We start from the raw sequence: 22689 nt of genomic DNA on the forward strand, positions 1-22689 counted from the left end.
GCATACTATGAGATTTGTAAATGATTACTAAGACTAGTAGGCTTGGCGTAAAAATATCCTTGAGCTAAATCCACTTTATTTTTTGATAAAATAGAGGCTTCCTCTGCATTTTCAATCCCTTCTGCCACCACAACGGATCCCACTTCTTTTGCAATAAGAAGAAGTCCTTGTAGCATCGATTCCTTTACGGAATTTTTATCAATATTCTGGATTACAGAACGGTCAATCTTAATAATATCTGGCATGATTTCACTGATGGAATTCAGACTAGCATAACCCGCGCCAGTATCATCAACTGCAATTAAAAAACCAAGCATTCTTAATACTTTTAGATTATTAGCAAAATGCTCTAACCCTTCAAATGAATCTCTTTCGGTAATTTCAATTGTTATTTTTTTCGGGGAAATTTCTTTATACCTACGAATTACGCTCTTTATATCTTTAATAAATCTTTGGTTGCCGATTGTGACAGGTGTAAAGTTAATAAAGATATTGTGCCTCCATTTTGTTTGCTGAATTTGTTCAAAGGCCTTTTCAAGAACAATCATTTCAAGATCATACAAAAACTTCGTTTGCCTTGCTAAAGAGAAAAGTTGAAGCGGGTTTTCTAACGGTGTTCCTTCAGGTCCTCTTGTCAGCATTTCACAAGCGTGAATTTTATTTGTCTCTACATCCATAATTGGTTGTGCCAGTAATCGGATGCTTTTGTTTGCCACTATATTCCCCAAAGTATAGACTAATTTATTGAATTCCGGATCAGATCTTTTATGTGCCATTGCAAGGGCTAATTCATATGCAGTTTGAATAGCATCAGAAAGATAGGTATATTTATTCTCAATAAACATGTATCCTGTGCTGAATACAGGCGGAATGCTCCCAATTTTACGAAAGTCATTTTCTACATTATGTATAATATCTTTAATTAATCCATCTAGCACTGGTAAACATTCGGATCCTTGTTCCCATTTCATAAACATAGTTAAACCGTTCGGATTATAATCATGAATCGCAATGATTTCATTAGAAGCTTTTAATTGTATCGTTTTGCCAAATGATTTTTTTAGCAATCGAATATATTGCAAAAAATCATTTGCTTCTAATTGCTGCTTTATTCTATGTAAATTCGATATATCCAATACAATAACAGCTACCTCATATCCTCTTATCATCGCTTTTTGGACTTGATGAATAATAGGGTCTCGTATTACAAATGATGGAGGAAAATACTTAATAAGTTCTGTCGGAAGAAGTAACTTTCCCCAATTAAATAACCTTGAACAGATATTCTCTTGATATTTCATAGCCCCATTCCTCTCAAAATGCCAACTTTTTCTGTCATTAAAGCAAATTAATTCTCTATAGATGGCCTTTTCCTTACTTCTATTGCTACAAGACTTACAATTAGATGCAAAAAGCGCATTGGGAATTCAAATGGTAAAGAAAAACATTCATGGCTTTGCTTAAGAAACTGAGTTAAATGGCTTACTTATACATATTAAAGACAAGTAAATTAACAAAACAGTTTCTCCATTCGCCAAGCCAGTCCATTTCTTGTTTTCTTTCTGAATGGAAGCTCCTTCTTCAAGATCAAACTAAAGGATAACCTTATTATTTTGTTTTTTTTACGACAAAATAGGCACAGCCAAAATTACAATATTCATATAAATATTCCGTTAATGTGCTTATTTTCGTATCAAAACTTGATTTTTGATTATGATCATCAAAAAAGCCACGTAATCTTAATTGTCCATAACCCCAATCTCCGACAATATAATCGTATTTCGTTAATATGTCACTATATCTATTTTTAAATGCTTCTTCATTAAAACCTGATTTTCTTTCTTCAATCAGTTCATAACAATGGTTATTAATACAAACCAATCGTATCACCTCAAAACCTGTATATATTTCCTTAATGTAAAACTTCCATCCGTGCAGCTTGCATTTTAACTTCACTGATGATTAGTTGAATTATTTGGATCTTAGATAAATAGTCCAATTATAACATTACTCACTATCATTATAACCTTAGCAAAGATATTTACATAGCACTAACAATAAAATCTTCCTATAAAATACAGAATTTTTATTTTATACTGTTAAATCCCTTTTGAATACGGGCTAATATTCTTAATTAATTCTGCATGAATAAAAAAACTCAAACCATTATACGAAATATTTTTAGTATTTCCGTATAATAGTCTGAGCTTACCTTCAGTGGAAAACTTATCCCTTTAGCCTTATTCTTATTTATGCTTCTTTTGCATGTTCAGCCATTTGCTGATTTTTTTTCGCTTCGTTTACTTGCTCATCTGCGTGATATGAAGAACGAACTAATGGACCTGCTTCACAATGGCTAAATCCTTTACTTAAAGCGATCTCCTTTAGCTCTTTAAATTCATCTGGATGATAATATTTTTGTACTTTTAAATGTTTGACAGTTGGTTGTAAATATTGGCCAATAGTCATAATATCCACATTATTTGCTCTAAGATCATCCATTGTGGCGATAATTTCTTCTTTCGTTTCGCCTAAGCCAACCATAATACTAGACTTAGTAGGAATATTAGGCTGCATCTCTTTTGCTCTTCGTAAAAACTCAAGAGAACGATGATATTTTGCTCTTGCACGGACTCTAGGGGTCAATCTTTCTACAGTTTCAATATTATGGTTCAAGATATCTGGTTTAGCATCCATTAATAATCGTAGGTTTTCTTCTACTCCTCCCATATCGGATGGTAATACTTCAATGCTGGTAAATGGATTTTTTCTGCGAATAGCACGAACAGTTTCTGCAAATACAGCTGCTCCGCCGTCTTTTAAGTCATCTCTTGCAACAGCAGTAATAACCACATGCTTTAAGTTCATTGCAAACACAGAATCAGCAACTCTTTCTGGCTCTTGCCAATCTAATTCAGTCGGTAATCCTGTTTTAACTGCACAAAAACGACAGGCTCTTGTACAAATAGCTCCTAAAATCATAAATGTAGCTGTTCTTCTAACTGCCCAACATTCATGAATATTTGGACATTTTGCTTCCTCACAGACTGTATGGAGCTGCTTTTCCTTCATCATTTTTTTCAAACCTGTATAATTTTCATTCGTATTCAATTTAATTTTTAACCATTCAGGTTTGCGCAAATATTCTTGTTTTTTTTCTGACACCACATTCATCTCCTAGTAAAATAATTTTCATCATTTTTACTTAAAAAACAGTATTGTATAACAGCTATTCCTCAAATTTTTTTGTATGTTATACACAGTAAAAGGATTGTCTCTTCTTCATTTGTCACTTTAACATAATGGAAATGCCTCTACAAGTTATTCATTTAAAATGATTACCATTAATTGATAATTATTTTTTTTGATATAAGTCACAAAATATAACGACAGAATAAGAAGGGAGGGACTAATCTTTTGCACAGGTTAATATTTATAATCATTATTCTTATGTTTTTACTACCTAACACTGTCACATTTGCTAATGAAAAAATGACTGACCCATACACAAAAAGGATGGAACTTTATAAAAAAATAGAAGCATTATATCAAATTCCTTGGTATTATATAGCTGCTGTCGATCAATATGAGCGTAACATTCGCTCCTCAAGAAAAGATATCCCTAAGGCAAAGGGATACACTGGGATTTATTTTACGAAGGAAGAATGGGCTGGTATTATTAATCCCAATCCAGAGGATAATAACCCTTTAACCATTCCTTTATTTGGAGGCCTTGGTGCTGACGGTGATGGAGATGGAAAAGCAGATAGATTTAATGATGAAGATATCCTTTCCGCATTCTCCAATTATATAAGTCAATATGGCATTGATGAGGATAACTTTAAAATCGGATTATGGAACTACTATAAAAGGGATAAAACTGTTAGTATCATAATGGGAAAAGCAGCCATTTACAACCACTTTGGTAGATTAAATTTAGATGATCATGCCTTTCCTCTGCCCTTAAGAAGTGATCATAGCTATCGCAGTACTTGGGGGGACGCCCGTGGCTGGGGAGGAAAAAGAATTCATGAAGGCACAGATATTTTTGCGGACTATGGAGTCCCTGTAAAAGCGACTTCCTATGGGATTGTAGAAATGAAAGGCTGGAATAATTACGGCGGATGGCGAATCGGAATAAGAGATATTAATAATAATTATCATTATTTTGCTCATTTAAATGGATTCTCAAAAGAGATTCAGGCTGGAATGGTCGTAGAGCCAGGGATGATTATTGGTGGAGTTGGAAGTTCAGGGTATGGACCACCAGGAACTTCTGGAAAATTCCCTCCTCATCTACATTATGGTATCTATAAAGATAACGGCTATACAGAATGGTCCTATGATCCGTACGCACACTTACGATTATGGGAAAGACAAGAAAAGATAAAATCAAGAAAGAAAAAATAAATTACTTACTTGGCGATAAGGATATATAGCTCCATTCTTATCGCCTATATGTTCACAAAGGATTTTGGAGGGAATCACATTGCGTTATGACAATTGAGAGATCTTCCTTTAAATTCAAGTCATATGGAGGAATTTCTTTCCCCTCTCTTTCCACAATTCGTACAATTGGTCTTTCATTCATTCCCTTATTTTGTTTACATACAATCCCTTTTTCTCCATTGCTTAGCATAACACTTAATCCATTAGGATAAAGGACTATCGCTCTTCTAAATGCTTCGACAATTTTCGCATCATATAGATAGCCTGAACCCGTATATAAAATCTCTAATGCTTCATGTGGTAATAATGCATCATGGTAGACGCGATTGGATGTAATGGCATCAAAAACATCTGCTACAGCAATAATTTTTCCAAACAAATGAATATCTTTTGCTTCTATGCCTCTCGGATAACCAGACCCATTTAAGCGCTCATGATGCTGGTAGGCACAATGACTAACAAGTAAAGGCAGTGTCTCCACTTTTCTTAGCATCTCAAAGCCTGCTTCTGCATGACTTTTTATAATTTCAAATTCTTCTGCCGTTAACGATCCTGGTTTGAGGAGAATTTCTAACGGAACCTTCATTTTACCAATATCATGTAAAATAGCCCCAAGCCCTAGGATTTCCATCTGCTTCGGCGGAAGTTTTAACTCTAAACCTAATGCTAACGTATAAATAGTCACATTTAAGCTATGCGAAAAAATATAATTATCATATAGATAAACATCCGACATAACGGAAGAAAGATGTTCATGATTTTTTAATTCCAATAGTACTTTTTCAACCAATTTCTTAAAAATAGGTGTATTCTTCTCCATCACCATCGAAATATCATCAGCATCTGCACTTTTTATCATATCAAAACTTTTCTCAATAGTTTGCATCGCTTCCATCTTAACTTGCTCAGATATGGCATCATTCACTTTAATATCCTTTGTATGTTTATCTTCTAAATAAACATAGCTAATACCAAAGTCAAGCAGCCTTTTAATCATCTTTTTCTCTAATCTTATCCCACTATTTATTAACACTCTTCCGCGATCATTTAATATAGGCTTAGCTAAGATTGCACCTTCTTTTATATTCTTTGTCCCAACTAGTCTCATGCTTTAATAGCTCCTAATAATTTATATAGTATCTATTATATCGTACTTTTGCTTTTGTTTCTTTATACCTATAAAAGAAAAGTTAAATTTTAAAAAATAGTCCAAATGCAGGGATATTTATTTCCTTCACTTCCAAAAAAGAAGGTTTAACGAAAAGGGGCAATACCCCTCTAATTCGTTAAACCTTCTTTATCTCTTTATCCTTTATACCATTTTCAATAATGCTTCTCTTCCAATCATCCCTTTATGAATTCCATATGCTTCTGCTTCCATTGTCACAGACTCTAATGGTGCATTTAGCAGTTGTTCAATCGTTTTCACACCAACAGCTCTGCCTGCGATGATTTTCCGGTCTTTCAGCTTATCATTTAACAATGCCACATCTAAGGCACCGCACATGATATAGCCTTTATCATTTTTCACAGCAAGCAAAGTAGTTTTAGGCAATAATACCGAGACCGCAATAAAAGTATGTCCATTGATATCAACAGGATACACATCAATCATAATACTCTGTGCTCACTCCTCTCTGTCCCTTCCTAATAAGTATATTCAAGAGAGGAGAAATCGGTGTTTTCTTCTTTATTTAAGAAATGAAAAAATTGCCTCTTACGCTTTTATCCTATTTTGTAAAGTGTCAGCAAGAATATTACGCATAAATTCAGGAAGAAAATAGTCTTTCTTTGTTGCACGATAAATAGCTGGAAAAAAATTACCGAATGTAAACATATCAGGTACTGTGACAACATAATTCTGATCTGCCTGTATTTCCTTTGCATTTATATAGTACTGCTCTCTTTCTCCGATTATCTCATGCGTAATTCCTGCTGCAATCATTTTCCCCATTAAAGTTCCCCGGAATCCAAGGCCCTTGACAGGCATTGTCTCCCACTTGTCGGATCTCATTTCAAGTATTATTTCTTTCAATTCCGCTCCAGTTAATGTCACATTACATGGATTAATCGGATGTGGACAAATCGATAATAAATCAAAGAAAGTGATATCCCCTGCTTGCAATCCATCTAAAATTAAGCCCTCATTTACTATTGCGCAATCCGATTGACACCACGAAATTAATTTTTCGCAGAGCATTTCTGCTAGCGCTTCTCTAGATAAATACTCATCAATCATCGCTGCCTTTTCTGATAAAGCTAATTTCCCTTGCTGGTAATAATTTTCCACAATGGCTTCTTCTTTATTTGCAATCGGCAACTTACTTGTTTCATATAATATGGCTTTTTTATCAATTATTTTTTTGGAAGCATTGACCTTTAATTCAATATGACCTAGATAATAACCATACTTACCAGCAGCACCTTGAAGATTATTATTAATTATTTTTCCTTGATGGAAAATATGATGGGTATGTGCACCAAGAATCACATCTATTTCTGGATAATTAGCTGCAATCATCTCATCGTCATTTATCCCTAAATGGGAAAGCAATACAATAATATCAACTTTTCCTCTGACTTTTTCTAATTGCTTAGATAATTCTTCTATTGGATCTGTCAATTTCCATCCTAAAAGCTCATATAACTTTTCAAAATAGGCCGTAATACCGATAACACCAATTTTTGTTCCTTTAGCTGTCTTAAATATTTGAAGAGGAATTGCCCAATCAGGACGTTCCCCATTATGTTTGTAGAGATTAGCAACAATTACATCGAATTTTGCTTCATCATATAAATGATCTAATCCTTCATAAGACAATGTAATTCCTTCATTATTCCCAATTGTCACTGCATCATAGTGTTCTTCATTTAACAGCTGTGTGTTAATTCTACCTTTAGTTGCTTCCGTATAAGGATGAGACAAATCTAAATGGTCACCTATATCAAATAAATAAACAGCTTCGCCAGCCTCTTTATGCCATTTTTTTCTTTCACGCAGCAATTCATAAATTCTTGGCCAATTTTCAAAATGGCTATGTAAATCATTAGTATGATATATATGGATGACTTCCATCTTCTCGCCTTCCTTATTTGTATTTTCTCTTTTTTAGACAATTATCTATTCTATAGCAGAAATATTCTTCTTCACTCTTCTGCCAGTTAAAATAAATCCAATTGTCTTGGAGCTAAATCCGTATATTCTATTTTTAATAAATCAATCATTTCTCTTGCGTTGTCAGCCGCATCTCCACCAGAATTATTATTAAAGAGCACATAAATATTTTTACATTGCTTTTCAAGCAGGCGAATATTTTCAGCCCACTCACTTAATTCTGCTGTATTATACCGATATAAATAGCGAACTTCTCGCCAATTTGGATTATTATTTTGCTGCCACCCGTAATAATTTCTTCCATGAAGCCGAATGAGCACTTTATCTTCGCCAACCGCTTCTAGAACTGTAGGAATTGAAACCGGCATTACTTGAGGCTCATCACAAATACTATGTATCCAATTCTCTTCCTTCATAAACTGAAGGGTACTTGCTCGATATTTGGAATCAAACCATGATTGATGTCTAAATTCAAGTGCACAAGGAATATCTTCCATCCTTTTTCTACATGCTCTTAAGTATTGGACATTATCCTTTGTACAATCAAACCAAGGAGGAAATTGGAATAAAACCATCGCTAATTTGCCACTTTTTCTATACGGAACTAAGGAATCGATAAATGCAGCAAACATTTCACCATTCGAGGAAAAAGGAATATCTCCACGGTTATGTCCTGTCATTCCTTGAAATGCCTTTACGATAAATTGAAAAGAGTCAGGTGTTTTCTTTACCCAAGACTCCGCGTTCCGGACTGGCTGCACAGCATAAAAAGAAGCATCCACTTCCACAGTAGGAAAATAACCGGCATATTCCATTAACTTATTTTGTGATGAAGTATTTTTTCCATAAAGACTCGGATGGTCTCCCCAGCCTGTTAATCCAATATGAATCAATAAAATCACCTCTATTACATTGTTTTTCTCAAAGCAATACTTACATAGAGAAAAACACTAACTTCATTTCCAAGAATATAACTGTTTTTTTATTTCTTATATTAAATATCATATCATAATCACCATAAATAACTAAGTTAAAAGAAAAAGAGGTTCCACTAAATCAGTCACCCGATTTAGTGGAACCTCTAAGATAAATTTAAAACATGTACAGATACTTTCAGCTATTGAACTAGTAAAAATATCATTTCTTTATTGATTGAAATAGCACGATTGCTTATCCTTCTTAAGGCTGTTTACCAATATATGCCAGTATACCACCATCTACATAGAGAATATGACCATTCACGAAGTTCGATGCTTCAGATGCTAAAAATACAGCTGAACCAGCTAGGTCTTCAGGATTTCCCCAACGGGCTGCAGGCGTTTTCCCTATAATAAACTGATCAAATGGATGACGGGATCCGTCTGCTTGCTTTTCGCGTAATGGGGCAGTTTGTGGTGTAGCGATATAACCTGGCCCGATTCCATTACATTGAATATTGTACTCTCCATATTCAGAAGCGATATTTTTTGTCAGCATCTTTAGCCCACCTTTAGCAGCAGCATATGCACTGACTGTTTCCCTGCCTAATTCACTCATCATGGAGCAGATATTGATGATCTTACCGCCGCCATTCTGAATCATACCAGGTATAACTGCTTTGGAAACAATAAATGGTCCATTCAAATCTACATCTACTACCTGACGGAAATCTTCTGCAGACATTTCTACCATTGGTACACGCTTGATAATCCCAGCATTGTTAACTAAAATATCAATGGGACCAACCTCTTCTTTAATTTGTACAACCGCAGCTTGCACGGCCTGTTCGTCTGTAACATCAAATACATAGCCTTTTGCTTCGATTCCTGCTTCTTGATAGGTTTGAAGTGCTTGGTCGACAGATTCTTGGTTTAAGGAATTAAACACGATTTTCGCACCTGCTTTTGATAAAGCGCTTGCGATTTCAAAACCAATTCCATATATTGCACCTGTAACTAAGGCTACTTTTCCATCAATGCGGAATTTATCCATCGTGAATGCCATTGCTTTCTCTCCTCTTATTTCAATTTATCCATTGGAATCATATCCATATCGGTATAAGTGATATTTTCGCCACACATTGCCCAGATAAAAGAATAATTGCTGGTACCAACCCCAGAATGAATAGACCAGCTCGGTGAAATAGCAGCTTGTTCGCTGCTCATAACTAGATGCTTTGTTTCATCAGGTTTCCCCATCATATGGAAAATACGTGTATCTTCTTCCATATCAAAGTAAACATATGCTTCCATGCGTCTTTCATGTGTATGAGAAGGCATTGTATTCCATGCACTTCCAGGCTCTAAGATAGTATAGCCCATTTGCAATTGGCAGCTTTCACATACATTTGGATGTATGTATTGATAAATTTTACGCTGATTTAATGTTAAGGCTTCTCCAGTTTCCATTGGTTTAATGTGATCAATACTAATTTTTACATTTGGATATTTATGATGTGCTGGTACGGAGCTAATATAAAATTTAGCCGGATTGTTTGGATCCTCGGAAGAAAAAACAACATGACGTGTTTCTTTGCCAATATAGTATCCATCTTGTTTTTTCATTTCTTCTTTTTCTCCGTCGATTTCGATATAACCCGGACCACCGATATTAATAACTCCCAGCTCACGGCGTTCCAAGAAATATTCCACACCCAATTGCTTATCCAAAATGATTTCTAAGGATTTATCGGTCGGCGTAACTCCGCCAAAAATCATACGGTCGTTATGTGTATACGTTAAACTAATTTCCCCTGGCACAAACACCTTTTCTACTAAAAATTCTTTTCTCAATTGTTCTGTAGAGTAATGACGAATATCCTCTGGGCTATGTGTATAACGAGTTTCCATGTTTTGCATTTTTCTACACTCCTATCGATTTATTTTTCCAGAGCCAGCTAGTAAAAAGCTGTTGACTTCTGGTTCGCTAAATTGATTACAATCACCATGAATTGTATGTTTCAAAGCGGATGCAGCTGTCGCAAAGTCAATCATTTTCTGTGGACTTTTTTGGGCTAGTATTCCATGCAGAACTCCACCGGAAAAAGCATCACCTGCTCCTACCCTATCAACGATTGGATTAATTACATGATTTTGAGATTCATAGTAGTGATCATCCATCCATAATGTTCCTATTAATTCATTGCAACTAGCAGATACCACCGTTCTTTTTGTGGAATATAAAACAGAGATAGCAGGAAATTTCTTCTGTATTTCTTGATAGTAGTAAACTAATTCATTCTCCTGTTCAGTTGCCTCCGGAATTCCTAACAAATAGAGAGCATCAAGCTTGCCAGCTGAACAGTAATCTACCAGTGGCAATATTTCAGAAATTGTCTCACCTGCTTCTTTCTGAGACCATAATTTTCCTCGATAATTAATATCAAAACTGATTTTACAGCCAGCCTCTTTTGCGGCTTCTATGAGTGAAATGGTTGTTTTTTTCCAACTTGAGGATAACGCAGGTGTAATTCCTGAAATATGAAAGATATCTACGTTATTAAACAGTTCTTCTTTTTGCCATTCACTTTCTGTCATTTCGGCAAAGCTTGAACCTGCACGATCATAAATGACATTGGCTGCTCGTTCACCAATTCCAGCCTCCACATAATAAGTGCCTAACCTAGATCCTCCCTTTAAGAGAAAGTTAGTATGAACACCATAACGATTTAAATGCTTTACTACACCTTCTCCTAAGCCATTGTCTGGAATTTTACTAGCAAAGTAGACATCGTGACCAAAATTGGCAAGTGAAATAGCGACATTGGCTTCACCCCCGCCATAATGTGCACAAAAATTATCAGCCTGGGCAATTCGTACACCAGAATCAGTGGATAGACGAAGCATGATTTCACCTAAAGTAACTACCCTTCCCATATTTATGCTCCTTTTATTTGATGAAATTTCTCCATATATTGACTAGCAATCTCTGTAACTTTCGTAAAATCTCCCTTTGCTACAGGCGCTAATAGATTTCCTCCTACGCCAACTGCTACTACTCCTGCTTTAAACCAGTCTTCCATATTTTCTAAGCTTACTCCACCTGTCGGCATAATATTAACTTGAGGCATTGGCGCTTTAAAAGCGGATACAATACTTGGCCCATAGGCGCTGCCTGGGAACAGTTTGATAATATCTACTCCTGCCTTTAATGCCTCTTTCATTTCTGTTATCGTTAAGCATCCTGGAAGATAGGGAGTTTGATAAAGATTACATAGTTCTGCTGTCTCTCTATCAAAGTTTGGGCTGACAATATACTCTGCCCCAGCCATGATAGCTAAACGAGCAGTTACTACATCTAACACCGTACCTGCACCTATTACAATATTAGAATCATTCTGATACAACTCTACTAATTCACTAATGGCTTTATCAGCATTAGGAACCGTAAAAGTTAATTCGATTCCCTTCATGCCACCTTGAACCACTGCATTACTAGCCTTTACTGCCTCTTCCTTGCTGTTCCCGCGGACTACTGCAATCACGCCAGCACTCTTTAAGCGCCGTAACGTTTCAACTCGTTTCATCTCTACCACTCTTTTCTTATTTAGAAATACAATTTTATTATTAAGAAACTTATCTTGATTATACATACTTTTTCGAAAAATGTAAACGCTAATCATTAAATAAAAAAAATCGCCGAAACGATTTAATGAGTCACAACTTGCATTATCTCATTTTTCGTTTCGACGATAGCCTTTATTATTTGTTTTTTAAATTCTTCTGTAAGCCGATATTTCGGCATGCTTACACTAAATGCTCCAATGATTTTTCCATCTTTTTTTAAAGATGCTCCAATACAGAAGATATCCTTCTCCATTTCTTCGTCATCAAAAGCAATACCAGTCTCTCCCACTTTCTGTAATTCTGATGCAAGCTTTAAAGAGTTGGTTATTGTATGCTCTGTAAATGGAACTAAAGGAGTTGTTTTTAGGTAATTTAAATATTCTTCTTCTTCCAGCTCTGCAAGAACCGCCTTCCCCATTGCTGAACTGTACAAGGGCCTTGTTATCCCAACCCTTGAAGACATTCTTATTGTCTGATGTTTAGCCTCTAGCTTGTTTACATATAAAATTTCATTATCAACAAGTACACCTAAATGAATGGTTTCATCAATTAACTTTTGCAGTTTTTCTAAATAAGGCAATGTCAGCTCTACTAAGTCCAGCTGATCCACACCTTGATTGGCATATCGAATAAGTTTAGATCCTAATCGATAATTTTTATTTTTATCTCTACTAACAAAGCCAATTAACAATAAAGTGTCCAATATTTTCAAAGTAGTTGAAGTTGTCATCTCTGTGTTTTGAGCAATGTTCTGCAATGTTTGATTAGGATTTTCTGAGAGATAATCCATAATTTTTGCAGCTCTTAATAGAACAGTCCCATAAGGTTTTGTTTTCTCCATTATACACCCTCTTTTCCAATAAAGAAATTATATACGAAAAGAGGAGAAATGAAAAGTCTTCTCTTCCTAAAATCATATTTAGAATTCACTTCTTGTCATTTTTTATCAAAACAGATTGGTTCTATCTCCCATCTATAAAAGAGATAACAGTTGAATGATTGTTCTCATTACACCATCTTCTTCATTTGAGCGAGTGATGAAATTAGCTGTCTCTTTTAATTCCTTTACGGCATTCCGAACAGCAAAACTATATATACTGCGACTCATAAGTTCTATGTCATTATAGCTATCGCCAAATGCCATTGTTTCTTCAGGGGTAACATTTAATAATTGTTGCAAATGCTCGACTGTTGTCCCTTTATGAACATTTACATTGGCTATATCAATCCAAGCTGCCTCAGATGCTACAATATAAGCAGATTCGAAAAAGGATGATAATTTTTCTCTTGTTTCAAAACATTTAAGCTCTGAATCATGAATTGTTATCTTCACGAAATCTTCTGTTATTTCTTTAAAGTCTGATACTTTTCTCACTTGTGTATAAGATTTTCTTACAATAGCAACTTCTTCTGGGATAACGCTATCCTTTATAACTGCACCACTTCTCGTACAAGCAATAATAGTATGATTTAGACTGATTTCCTCTAGCAACTGAATAATCGCTTGACCCAATTCATTGCTTATCAGCGATTCATAAACAAATTTACCATTATGCTTGATGCGGGTGGCGCTATCCCCTAGAATCCACATATCTTTCGCATCTTCACCAAATAATTCTTCAACCCGTTCACATTGCTTACCAGTAACAGGTGCAAAAGCTACACCCTTTTCTTTCATTAGATTCTTTACTTCTTTGAACAATTCTCGGTCAAAATCCCCATTATTATTTAAAAATGTTCCATCCATGTCTGTCAGCACTAATTTAATCATTCGCTTTCCTCCAACTCTCCTATTCTACTCAACTATTTTTTTTAAAATTCTTGCTGGATTTCCACCAATAACAACATTATCTGGTACGTCCTTTGTTACAACTGCACCAGATGCAACCACCACATTATTTCCAATGCTTACCCCTGGATTGATAACTGCTCTTCCTCCCATCCAGACATTATTTCCGATATTCACCGGTTTTCCGTACTCAATTCCTGCTATTCTTTCTTGAGCATTTAAAGGATGTGTCGCTGTATAAATATGTACTCCCGGGGCGATGAAGCAATTATCCCCAATTCTAATCTCACAAACATCCAAAAACACACAATCAAAATTAGCAAAGAAGTTTTCCCCTACATGGATGTTATATCCATAGTCACAACGAAAGGTTGGTTCTATGAATATATTAGTTCCTGTGGAACCAAATAATTGTTTTAATAGGACGGACCGTATATTGTCTTCTGTTTCAATGGATTCGTTAAATATTCTTGTTAGCTTTCGCGCATTATTTCGATCCTTCATTAATTCTGGATCTGCTGGATTATAGAAGTCTCCATTTACCATTTTTTCTTTTTCTGTTTTCACTTTTTTGTTCCCTTCTATCCGCATTAGACCGTCAACTCTATAAGATTTCCTTCTGGATCTTCTATCACACTTTCATAATAGCCGTCCCCTGTTAGACGAGGCCCATTAACTAGCAGAAAGCCATCCTTTTGTAATCGTTCCGTCAGTTGATTAACTGCTTCTTTGCTTCCTAATGAAATAGCAATATGCGCCCAGCCAACTCTATCATCTGAATCAGACTTATCTATCCCCGCTTTCCGCATAAGTTCTAAGCGAGCTCCCTCCTTGAACGATATAAAATAGGATTCAAATTTCTTTTCTATATTTTGATACTTCGAATTTGCTGTCCCTTCAAAATAGGTCGTATAAAATGTCTTCATTCCTTCTAAATCTTTCACCCAGATTGCAACATGTTCTATTTTCATGTTCCTGTCACTCCTTCTTTAATTAACTTAACTCACACTCGCGGTATCCTTTTTTATCTCTCTTATATGCAATACTCCATTTAACCTTTCCGATCCCCATAGCATCATGGCAATAAAACCTGCAATAACAAAAGGGAAAATTCCTATTGTTGATTTTGCTGCAGCATATCCGAGAATGGGAGGAAGAAAGGTACTGCCTGTATAGGCAATAGCCATTTGATACCCCATTATGGTTTGGGAATGCTTCTGTCCAAAACGTAGTGGTGTTTCATGCAGCATACATGGAAATATCGGTGCTAAACCTAAACCAATCATAATAAAGCCTGCCAGTGAAAAAAGAACAGGGAATGGCAAAAATAATAGAATGGCCCCAACTAACGCAATTATTTGTCCCCATCTTATCAATCTTTGATTACTCATTTTTAATGTAATAAAGCCTGTAATAAATCTTCCAATGGTTATTCCTGCATAAAACACGGAAACCCATTTGGCTGCTACATCTATCGATAAATTTTTAACATTTACGAGGAAGCTGCTTCCCCAAAGCCCAACTGCTGCTTCCGCCCCGCAGTAAAATAAAAATGCAAGTAAAGCTAGCTTAACCCCTCTTATTTGCCAAGGTTTTTGATTTTCCAAATATGCTTCATCCAATGTACTAGTGGACTCTTCTATTTTATTTTCGTGCACCTGTTTAGGGACTTTTTCTATCTTTTTCCATAAGGGAAGTGTGAAAAGCAAAATGACAACTAGAATAAATTGAATGCTTGCGATGGCAAAATAACCACTTCGCCAAGAATTATCTCTAGATATAAACTGAGCCACAATAATTGGTCCAAGCGTAGCTCCAACTCCCCAAAAACAATGAAGCCAACTCATATGATGCGCCTTGTAATGGCTTGCTACATAGTTGTTTAAACCTGTATCTACAGCACCTGCACCTAAGCCCAGCGGGATGGCAAAAATGAACAGCCATACAATCGATGGTGCGAAATGAAACCCTAATAGAGCTCCCGCTGTCATAAAGCAGCTTACAAATGTAACCATTCCAGTTCCAAATTTTTTCAGCACCGTACCGCTAATAAAGCTGGATATGATCGTCCCCCCTGCAATTGTCATAAAAAGTACTCCTGCAGTTTCAAGGGGTGCCTTAAATTCCACTTGCATTAAAGACCATGACACTCCCAATAAAGAATCTGGCAAACCTAAACTGATAAAAGCCAAATAGATGATTACTAAAAAAAATGTCGCCAATAGTTAACCCCCACTCTGTAAGCATTTTGCAAACTATTCATTTGTTTTACTACTTATTCCTGTAATGATTAAATCGAGTCCAAGTCGTTGTAATCCATATAAATAATCTTGCTTCCAGTCACTCATTCTAAATTCAGGAAGATGTTCTGCCGGAATATAGGTGGAGCTTTGTTGTTTGATATGGTTGATTGTGGTTTGAGTGACTTCATCATCACAGAAAATAACCGCATGCGGGTTAATAATTGCCACAAAGGAAGCAATTAGTCTACTTATGGCATCAACTTCATCTTCCTTTGAAAAGAATACTTTTCCATTTGTAAAGGTCTGTCCAAAGTTTCGGTTATTATATTGCGGAACAAAGGATACTTCCCCTGCAAAATTAGTACTCCCTCGTACAATCTTTCCATTTACGATAATTCCAGCTCCTGGACCATTTTGGCCAGAATAGAGATAAACAAGTGATTTATCGTTCTTTTTCTCCTGCTGATCTTGATAACCTAATACTGCTGCATTCATATCATTTTCAATGACCACGGGGATCGAAAAATAATTTTCTAAGTATCCCTTTAAATCAAAATCATGAAGATATTCATAATCAGGACTGTAAATGATTCGTCCATTATCAACCGAACCAGGCACACCAATAGAAATAGAGCTAATCTTTGGATATTGCATTTGTAACGCTTCCACATACTCGATCAGTAATTTTACATTGTCATCCTTTAACGCACTGGAAATTTTACCAGTCTCCTTCTCTTCTCCCAGGCAGTTAAACACAATATAATTGGTTTCGGTCTTCTCTAAAAAAATGGCTAACCCTAACATATATTCAGGATTATATGTATACCGCTTTGCTCGTCTGCCGCCACTCGAATCATCTAAACCCGCTGACAGTAATTCTCCATCCTCTTCCATCTGTGCCGTAAATTTGCTAATAGTAGGAAAACTAATTCCTAATTTATCACTCAGCTCCACCTTCGTAGCACTTCCATTGGCTAAAAGAAATTGACGAATATTTTGCTGGATAATAATTTTCATAGATTTGGGAGTTGCATCCACTTTACTCCCCTCCTTTCGATCCAACTTATTAAAGATATTTAATAAGTGAACAAAATAAAACTTATTAAACTACTTTAATAAGTGCTTGAGGCTAATATAACACACTACTTTTGGGAATGCAATATAGTTTTTATGCAGCTAAAAACGTTTTCTTCCTGACAAAAATAAAAAAAGACGAACCTCAATGGTTCGCCTTCTTAACTGGATATATTAACCGATAGAGCCTTCCATTTCGAACTTGATCAAACGGTTCATCTCTACTGCATATTCCATTGGTAATTCTTTTGTAAATGGCTCGATAAAGCCCATTACGATCATTTCTGTTGCTTCTTCTTCTGAAATACCTCTACTCATTAAGTAGAATAATTGTTCTTCTGATACTTTTGAAACTTTTGCTTCGTGCTCTAATGAAATATTATCATTTAAAATTTCATTATAAGGAATTGTATCAGAAGTAGATTTATTATCCATAATTAATGTATCGCATTCGATATTAGAACGAGCACCGTCTGCTTTACGTCCAAAGTGAACGATACCGCGGTATGTTACTTTTCCGCCTTGTTTCGAAATAGACTTAGAAACAATTGTAGAAGATGTATTTGGAGCTAAGTGAAGCATTTTTGCTCCTGCATCTTGGTGTTGTCCCTTACCAGCAAGAGCGATAGATAACGTCATTCCTCTTGCTCCCTCACCTCTTAAGATGACAGCAGGGTATTTCATTGTTAATTTAGAACCAATATTTCCATCGATCCATTCCATGGTAGCATTCGCATCACAAACTGCACGCTTTGTTACTAGATTGTATACATTGTTTGCCCAGTTTTGAATCGTTGTATAACGGCAATATGCATCTTTTTTTATAATGATTTCAACAACCGCACTATGAAGAGAGTTCGTAGTATAAACTGGTGCTGTACAACCTTCTACATAATGTACACTTGCGCCCTCATCCACGATGATTAACGTTCTTTCAAATTGTCCCATATTTTCAGAGTTAATACGGAAATATGCTTGTAATGGTGTGTCTACTTTAATTCCTTTTGGAACATAAATGAAAGATCCACCAGACCATACAGCTGAGTTTAAAGCAGCAAACTTATTATCCGTAGGTGGAATAACAGTTGCCCAATGCTCACGGAAAATATCTTCATTTTCTCTTAATGCAGAGTCTGTATCTTTGAAGACAATTCCCATTTTCTCAAGATCTTCCTGCATATTATGATAAACAACCTCAGATTCATACTGAGCAGATACACCTGCTAAGTATTTTTGCTCAGCTTCTGGAATACCAAGCTTATCAAATGTTTGTTTGATTTCATCTGGAACTTCATCCCAAGATCTTTCAGTTTTCTCTGATGGCTTTACATAATACGTAATTTCATCAAAGTTTAAAGCAGACAGATCGCCGCCCCATTGTGGCATTGGCATTTTATAAAAATGCTCTAACGCTTTCAAACGGAAGTCTAGCATCCATTGTGGTTCAGCCTTCATTTTTGAAATTTCTTCAACGATTTCTTTCGTTAATCCACGTTTAGAACGAAAGATAGAAACGTCTTTATCTGAAAATCCATATTTATAATCCCCAATTTCGGGCATCTTTTTTGCCATTTCATTTTCCTCCATTCTACATGCAACCTTGGTAGTAAATTATGAATCTAATCCTTCATTTACGCCTTTTTCCATAGCCTTCCAAGCTAATGTTGCACATTTAATTCTTGCTGGGAATTTACTAACACCTTGAAGTGCCTCAATATCCCCCAAGTCCATATCATCTGGGTAGTCTTTGCCTTGAATCATTTCAGAGAATGACTCAGACATTTTTAACGCTTGTTCGACTGTTTTCCCTTTAATCGCTTGTGTCATCATGGATGCAGAAGACATGCTTATGGAACAACCTTCTCCATCGAATTTTGTGTCTGCGACAATTCCATCTTCAATTTTCATTGTAAGAAGGATGCGGTCCCCGCAAGTAGGGTTATTCATGTTGACAGTCAAACTGCCTTCAAGAACTCCTTTGTTCCGAGGGTTTTTATAGTGATCCATAATTACACTTCTATAAAGTGAATCTAAGTTATTAAAAGACATCGCTAAAATACTCCTTTGTCTTGCCAATCCCTTCCACAAGCTTATCTACATCTTCTTCTGAATTATAAAGATAAAAGCTTGCTCGAGCGGTTGCAGAAACATTTAGCCATTTCATTAATGGTTGTGCACAGTGATGTCCTGCACGTACGGCAATTCCTTCAGCATCTAATACTGTTGCAACATCATGTGGATGAACATCTTCAATATTAAAGGTGATCACGCCAGCGCGGTTATTTGCGTTTTGCGGTCCATAAATAGTTAAACCATTAATAGAAGACATTTTCTTCATCGCATATGCTGCCAATTTATGCTCATGTTCGGTTATATTCTCCAAGCCAATTTCTTCGAGAAAATCAATGGCTGCACCTAAACCGATGGCCCCTGCAATGATTGGTGTTCCAGCTTCAAACTTCCATGGGAGTTCTTTCCAAGTTGACTCATATAATCCGACGAAATCAATCATTTCTCCACCAAATTCAATTGGCTCCATATTTTCTAAAAGTTGTTTCTTTCCATAAAGTACCCCAATTCCTGTTGGACCACACATTTTATGTCCAGAGAATCCAAGGAAATCACAATCCAAATCTTGCACATCGATTTTTACATGTGGAGCTCCTTGTGCAGCATCTACAACGAGCACAGCTCCATTTTTATGAGCAATAGCTGCTATTTCCTTTATTGGATTGATAACCCCTAGAACATTTGAAACATAGGCAATGGAAACTACTTTTGTAGCTGGGGTGATTGTATTTTCAACATCACCAAGGGCAATTGTTCCATCTGCTTGCAGTGGCAAATATTTAAGTGTTGCTCCTGTTTTTTTGGCAACTTGCTGCCAAGGAATAATATTACTATGATGCTCCATCGGGGTAATGACTATTTCATCCCCCTCTTTTACATTTTCCATCGCATAGCTTTGTGCAACTGTATTCAGCGCCGTTGTCGTACCACGAGTAAAAATAATTTCCTCGATGGAAGAAGCAGAGATAAACTTTCTCACCTTTTCCCTTGCTCCTTCATAAGCATCTGTCGCTCTAGTGCCTAAGGTATGAACACCACGATGAACATTGGAATTATATTCTCGATAGTAGTTCTCGATTGTTTCAATTACCTGAACTGGCTTTTGAGAGGTAGCTGCACTATCAAGATAAACCAATGGATGTCCGTTGACTTCTTGGTTTAAAATTGGGAAGTAAGAACGAATATGTTTGCTATCCATTATCTTACTTTCCTTTCAATTACCTCAACTAATTGCTTTTTCACACCTTCAATTGGCAATTGTTCTACCACAGGAGCTAAGAAACCATGAATAACTAATCTTTCTGCTTCATGTTGTGGAATACCACGGCTCATTAAGTAATACAATTGTAAAGGATCTACTCTACCAACTGATGCTGCATGTCCTGCCGTTACATCATCTTCATCAATTAATAGAATTGGGTTCGCATCGCCTCTAGCCTTTTCGCTTAACATTAGAACACGAGATTCTTGCTCCGCGTTTGCTTTCGTTGCACCATGCTCAATTTTACCAATTCCGTTAAAGATGGAAGAAGCTTTATCCTTCATTACACCATGCTTTAAGATATAACCTTCAGAGCTCTTACCATAATGAACTACTTTCGTAGTGAAGTTTTGTTTTTGATCGCCTCGTCCAACTACTACAGACTTCGTATCGCCATATGAGCCATCACCCATCAAGTATGTTGTATTATCAGAAATCGTATTACCGTCATTCATGAAGCCTAATGCCCATTCAATTTTAGCATCACGACCTGCAACACCACGGCGATTTACATACGTAGTAACACCATGCGCTAGATTATCAACAGCACCATATTGAACTTTTGCATTGGCATTGGCAATTACTTCTGTCACAATATTGAATACTGCTTCTTCAGGATCCACAGTAGAAACATAGTTTTCTACATAAACAACAGAGCTATTATCTTCAGCCACTACAATAACATGGTTAAAAAGGTTCGCTTCTTTGTCATCATGTAAGAAAATGGATTGAATTGGTTCTTCCACTACTACGTTCTTAGGAACATATAAGAATACTCCACCATTTAAAAGAGCCGCATGTAAAGCCGTTAATTTATGCTCATCTATCTTTACAGCATCTTTCATAAAGTATTTTTGCAGTAAGTCACTATATTCTCTTGCAGCTGTAAAAATATCAGTGAAAATAACGCCGCTTTCTTTTAATTCATTAGAAACAGCTAAGAAAGTTGGACGGTTATTTCTTTGGATATAAAGTGTTTTATTTTTTTCTAAATCGATTAGTGCTTTTACTTGTTCCGGTAAATCACTTACATCTGAAAAATCTTCACTGCTTACAATATGCTTTTCAAATTGGGTAAAGTTCCAGTTTTTAATATTGGTTTTGTCCGGTCTTGGCATTGGAAGAGCGTCTGCTTGTTGTAAAGCATTTACACGCAGCTCTGTCAGCCAAGAAGGTTCATTCATATCTTTCGAAAAAGAGGAAAGATACTCTTGGTCAAATGGTAATTTAATATCCGTTGTCATTGGTCAATCCTCCTAACAATTACGCTTCTTGTTCAACAGTTTCGTCTTCAATACCTAGTTCTTTTTTAATCCAGTCATATCCTTCTGCTTCTAAGCGTTGAGCAAGCTCAGGACCACCAGATTTAACAATACGACCTTGCATCATTACATGAACGTAGTCAGGAGTGATGTAGTTTAATAAACGTTGGTAGTGAGTGATAATTAAGCATCCGAACTCTTCTTTACGCTCTTCACGCATTTTGTTAATTCCTTTAGAAACAACTTTCAATGCATCGATATCCAAACCAGAATCGATTTCATCTAAAATCGCAATTTTTGGATTCAACATCATTAATTGAAGAATTTCATTACGTTTTTTCTCCCCGCCAGAGAACCCTTCATTTAGGTAACGTTGTGCCATATCTGGATCCATTTCTAGGTACTCCATGTTATCATCCATTTTACGGATAAATTTCATTAAGGAAATTTCATTCCCTTCACCTAGACGGCTGTTTAAAGCAGAACGTAAGAAGTCAGCATTTGTTACACCGCTAATTTCGCTCGGGTATTGCATAGCTAAAAATAGACCTGCACGAGCGCGCTCATCTACTTCCATTTCTAATACATCTTCGTCATCAAGACTTACATCACCGCTTGTTACTTCATACTTTGGGTGACCCATGATTGCAGAAGATAATGTTGATTTACCAGTTCCGTTTGGCCCCATGATTGCGTGAATTTCTCCACCCTTTATTTCTAAGTTAAGACCTTTAATAATTTCTTTTTCTTCGATTGAAACATGTAAATCATTAATGACTAATTTAGGTTGACTCATATTATATACCTCCATAGTAAAAAGAAGTTTTGTTCACAAAATTGTCGAAACTTCATTATCAATTTATTATCATTCTAATCTTATAA

23 protein-coding genes are annotated in these 22689 nt (G+C 36.0%); 1 reads left to right on the top strand and 22 read right to left on the bottom strand.

Annotated features, from left to right (window positions below; all coding sequences use genetic code 11):
- Positions 1-5 precede the first annotated feature (5 nt).
- From NX902_RS18690 to lipA, 3 genes are all read right to left on the bottom strand, one after another.
- Complete coding sequence (locus tag NX902_RS18690; RefSeq protein ID WP_095330503.1) at positions 6-1301, bottom strand: EAL domain-containing protein; 1296 nt, start codon at positions 1299-1301, stop codon at positions 6-8.
- A gap of 307 nt (positions 1302-1608) precedes the next feature.
- The gene (locus tag NX902_RS18695; RefSeq protein ID WP_047942248.1) at positions 1609-1881 is read right to left on the bottom strand and encodes a YutD family protein; all 273 of its coding nucleotides are present in this window, start codon (positions 1879-1881) and stop codon (positions 1609-1611) included.
- Between the two features lie 369 nt (positions 1882-2250).
- Positions 2251-3165, bottom strand: a complete 915-nt coding sequence (gene lipA / locus NX902_RS18700; RefSeq protein ID WP_235844501.1) for a lipoyl synthase — start codon at positions 3163-3165, stop codon at positions 2251-2253.
- 285 nt (positions 3166-3450) lie between these two features.
- On the opposite strand from lipA, the gene NX902_RS18705 reads away from it, so the two are divergent.
- Positions 3451-4410, top strand: coding sequence for a M23 family metallopeptidase (locus tag NX902_RS18705; RefSeq protein ID WP_164464147.1), 960 nt, complete (start codon positions 3451-3453; stop codon positions 4408-4410).
- A gap of 52 nt (positions 4411-4462) precedes the next feature.
- Here NX902_RS18705 and NX902_RS18710 read toward each other — a convergent pair whose 3' ends face one another.
- From NX902_RS18710 to sufC, 19 genes are all read right to left on the bottom strand, one after another.
- Complete coding sequence (locus tag NX902_RS18710) at positions 4463-5557, bottom strand: HD-GYP domain-containing protein (RefSeq protein WP_095330502.1); 1095 nt, start codon at positions 5555-5557, stop codon at positions 4463-4465.
- Positions 5558-5761: 204 nt separating this feature from the next.
- A complete protein-coding gene (locus NX902_RS18715) occupies positions 5762-6064 on the bottom strand; it encodes a YunC family protein (RefSeq protein ID WP_095330501.1) in 303 nt (100 codons plus the stop codon).
- A gap of 102 nt (positions 6065-6166) precedes the next feature.
- Positions 6167-7525: a bifunctional metallophosphatase/5'-nucleotidase gene (locus tag NX902_RS18720; protein ID WP_341160900.1), complete on the bottom strand. Its 1359-nt coding sequence runs from the start codon at positions 7523-7525 to the stop codon at positions 6167-6169.
- Between the two features lie 86 nt (positions 7526-7611).
- Positions 7612-8457: a DUF72 domain-containing protein gene (locus NX902_RS18725; protein WP_095330499.1), complete on the bottom strand. Its 846-nt coding sequence runs from the start codon at positions 8455-8457 to the stop codon at positions 7612-7614.
- Between the two features lie 286 nt (positions 8458-8743).
- Positions 8744-9547 carry a gluconate 5-dehydrogenase gene (locus NX902_RS18730; RefSeq protein ID WP_163187795.1) on the bottom strand — a complete coding sequence of 268 codons (804 nt, stop codon included), beginning with the start codon at positions 9545-9547 and terminating at the stop codon, positions 8744-8746.
- A 14-nt stretch (positions 9548-9561) separates the two neighbouring features.
- Entirely contained in the window at positions 9562-10392 is an 831-nt protein-coding gene (gene kduI, locus NX902_RS18735; RefSeq protein WP_123259151.1) for a 5-dehydro-4-deoxy-D-glucuronate isomerase, read from the bottom strand.
- A 21-nt stretch (positions 10393-10413) separates the two neighbouring features.
- On the bottom strand, positions 10414-11418 hold the full coding sequence (locus NX902_RS18740) for a sugar kinase (protein WP_123260644.1): 1005 nt from the start codon (positions 11416-11418) through the stop codon (positions 10414-10416).
- A 2-nt stretch (positions 11419-11420) separates the two neighbouring features.
- Positions 11421-12068 carry a bifunctional 4-hydroxy-2-oxoglutarate aldolase/2-dehydro-3-deoxy-phosphogluconate aldolase gene (locus NX902_RS18745; RefSeq protein ID WP_095330496.1) on the bottom strand — a complete coding sequence of 216 codons (648 nt, stop codon included), beginning with the start codon at positions 12066-12068 and terminating at the stop codon, positions 11421-11423.
- A 122-nt stretch (positions 12069-12190) separates the two neighbouring features.
- Positions 12191-12949: an IclR family transcriptional regulator gene (locus tag NX902_RS18750; protein ID WP_123258148.1), complete on the bottom strand. Its 759-nt coding sequence runs from the start codon at positions 12947-12949 to the stop codon at positions 12191-12193.
- A gap of 132 nt (positions 12950-13081) precedes the next feature.
- Positions 13082-13879, bottom strand: a complete 798-nt coding sequence (locus NX902_RS18755; protein ID WP_163187799.1) for an HAD family hydrolase — start codon at positions 13877-13879, stop codon at positions 13082-13084.
- A gap of 24 nt (positions 13880-13903) precedes the next feature.
- Complete coding sequence (locus tag NX902_RS18760; RefSeq protein WP_095330517.1) at positions 13904-14464, bottom strand: maltose acetyltransferase domain-containing protein; 561 nt, start codon at positions 14462-14464, stop codon at positions 13904-13906.
- Between the two features lie 23 nt (positions 14465-14487).
- The gene (locus NX902_RS18765) at positions 14488-14868 is read right to left on the bottom strand and encodes a VOC family protein (protein ID WP_095330493.1); all 381 of its coding nucleotides are present in this window, start codon (positions 14866-14868) and stop codon (positions 14488-14490) included.
- Positions 14869-14895: 27 nt separating this feature from the next.
- Positions 14896-16119, bottom strand: coding sequence for an MFS transporter (locus NX902_RS18770; RefSeq protein WP_095330492.1), 1224 nt, complete (start codon positions 16117-16119; stop codon positions 14896-14898).
- A 33-nt stretch (positions 16120-16152) separates the two neighbouring features.
- On the bottom strand, positions 16153-17157 hold the full coding sequence (locus NX902_RS18775) for an ROK family transcriptional regulator (protein ID WP_095330516.1): 1005 nt from the start codon (positions 17155-17157) through the stop codon (positions 16153-16155).
- A 231-nt stretch (positions 17158-17388) separates the two neighbouring features.
- Positions 17389-18786, bottom strand: a complete 1398-nt coding sequence (gene sufB, locus NX902_RS18780; protein ID WP_095330491.1) for a Fe-S cluster assembly protein SufB — start codon at positions 18784-18786, stop codon at positions 17389-17391.
- A gap of 39 nt (positions 18787-18825) precedes the next feature.
- The gene (gene sufU / locus NX902_RS18785; RefSeq protein ID WP_095330490.1) at positions 18826-19263 is read right to left on the bottom strand and encodes a Fe-S cluster assembly sulfur transfer protein SufU; all 438 of its coding nucleotides are present in this window, start codon (positions 19261-19263) and stop codon (positions 18826-18828) included.
- Positions 19253-20482: a cysteine desulfurase gene (locus NX902_RS18790; protein WP_341160901.1), complete on the bottom strand. Its 1230-nt coding sequence runs from the start codon at positions 20480-20482 to the stop codon at positions 19253-19255. The genes sufU and NX902_RS18790 overlap by 11 nt, the downstream gene beginning before the upstream one ends.
- Positions 20482-21789 (bottom strand): Fe-S cluster assembly protein SufD, encoded by a 1308-nt coding sequence (sufD, locus tag NX902_RS18795; protein WP_095330488.1) that lies wholly within the window; start codon positions 21787-21789, stop codon positions 20482-20484. The genes NX902_RS18790 and sufD overlap by 1 nt, the downstream gene beginning before the upstream one ends.
- Positions 21790-21808: 19 nt before the next feature.
- Entirely contained in the window at positions 21809-22603 is a 795-nt protein-coding gene (gene sufC, locus NX902_RS18800; protein ID WP_047942270.1) for a Fe-S cluster assembly ATPase SufC, read from the bottom strand.
- Between the last annotated feature and the right edge of the window lie 86 nt (positions 22604-22689).

This window comes from Niallia sp. FSL W8-0954 (assembly GCF_038005605.1).
GTDB classification, from domain to species: domain Bacteria; phylum Bacillota; class Bacilli; order Bacillales; family Cytobacillaceae; genus Niallia; species Niallia circulans_A.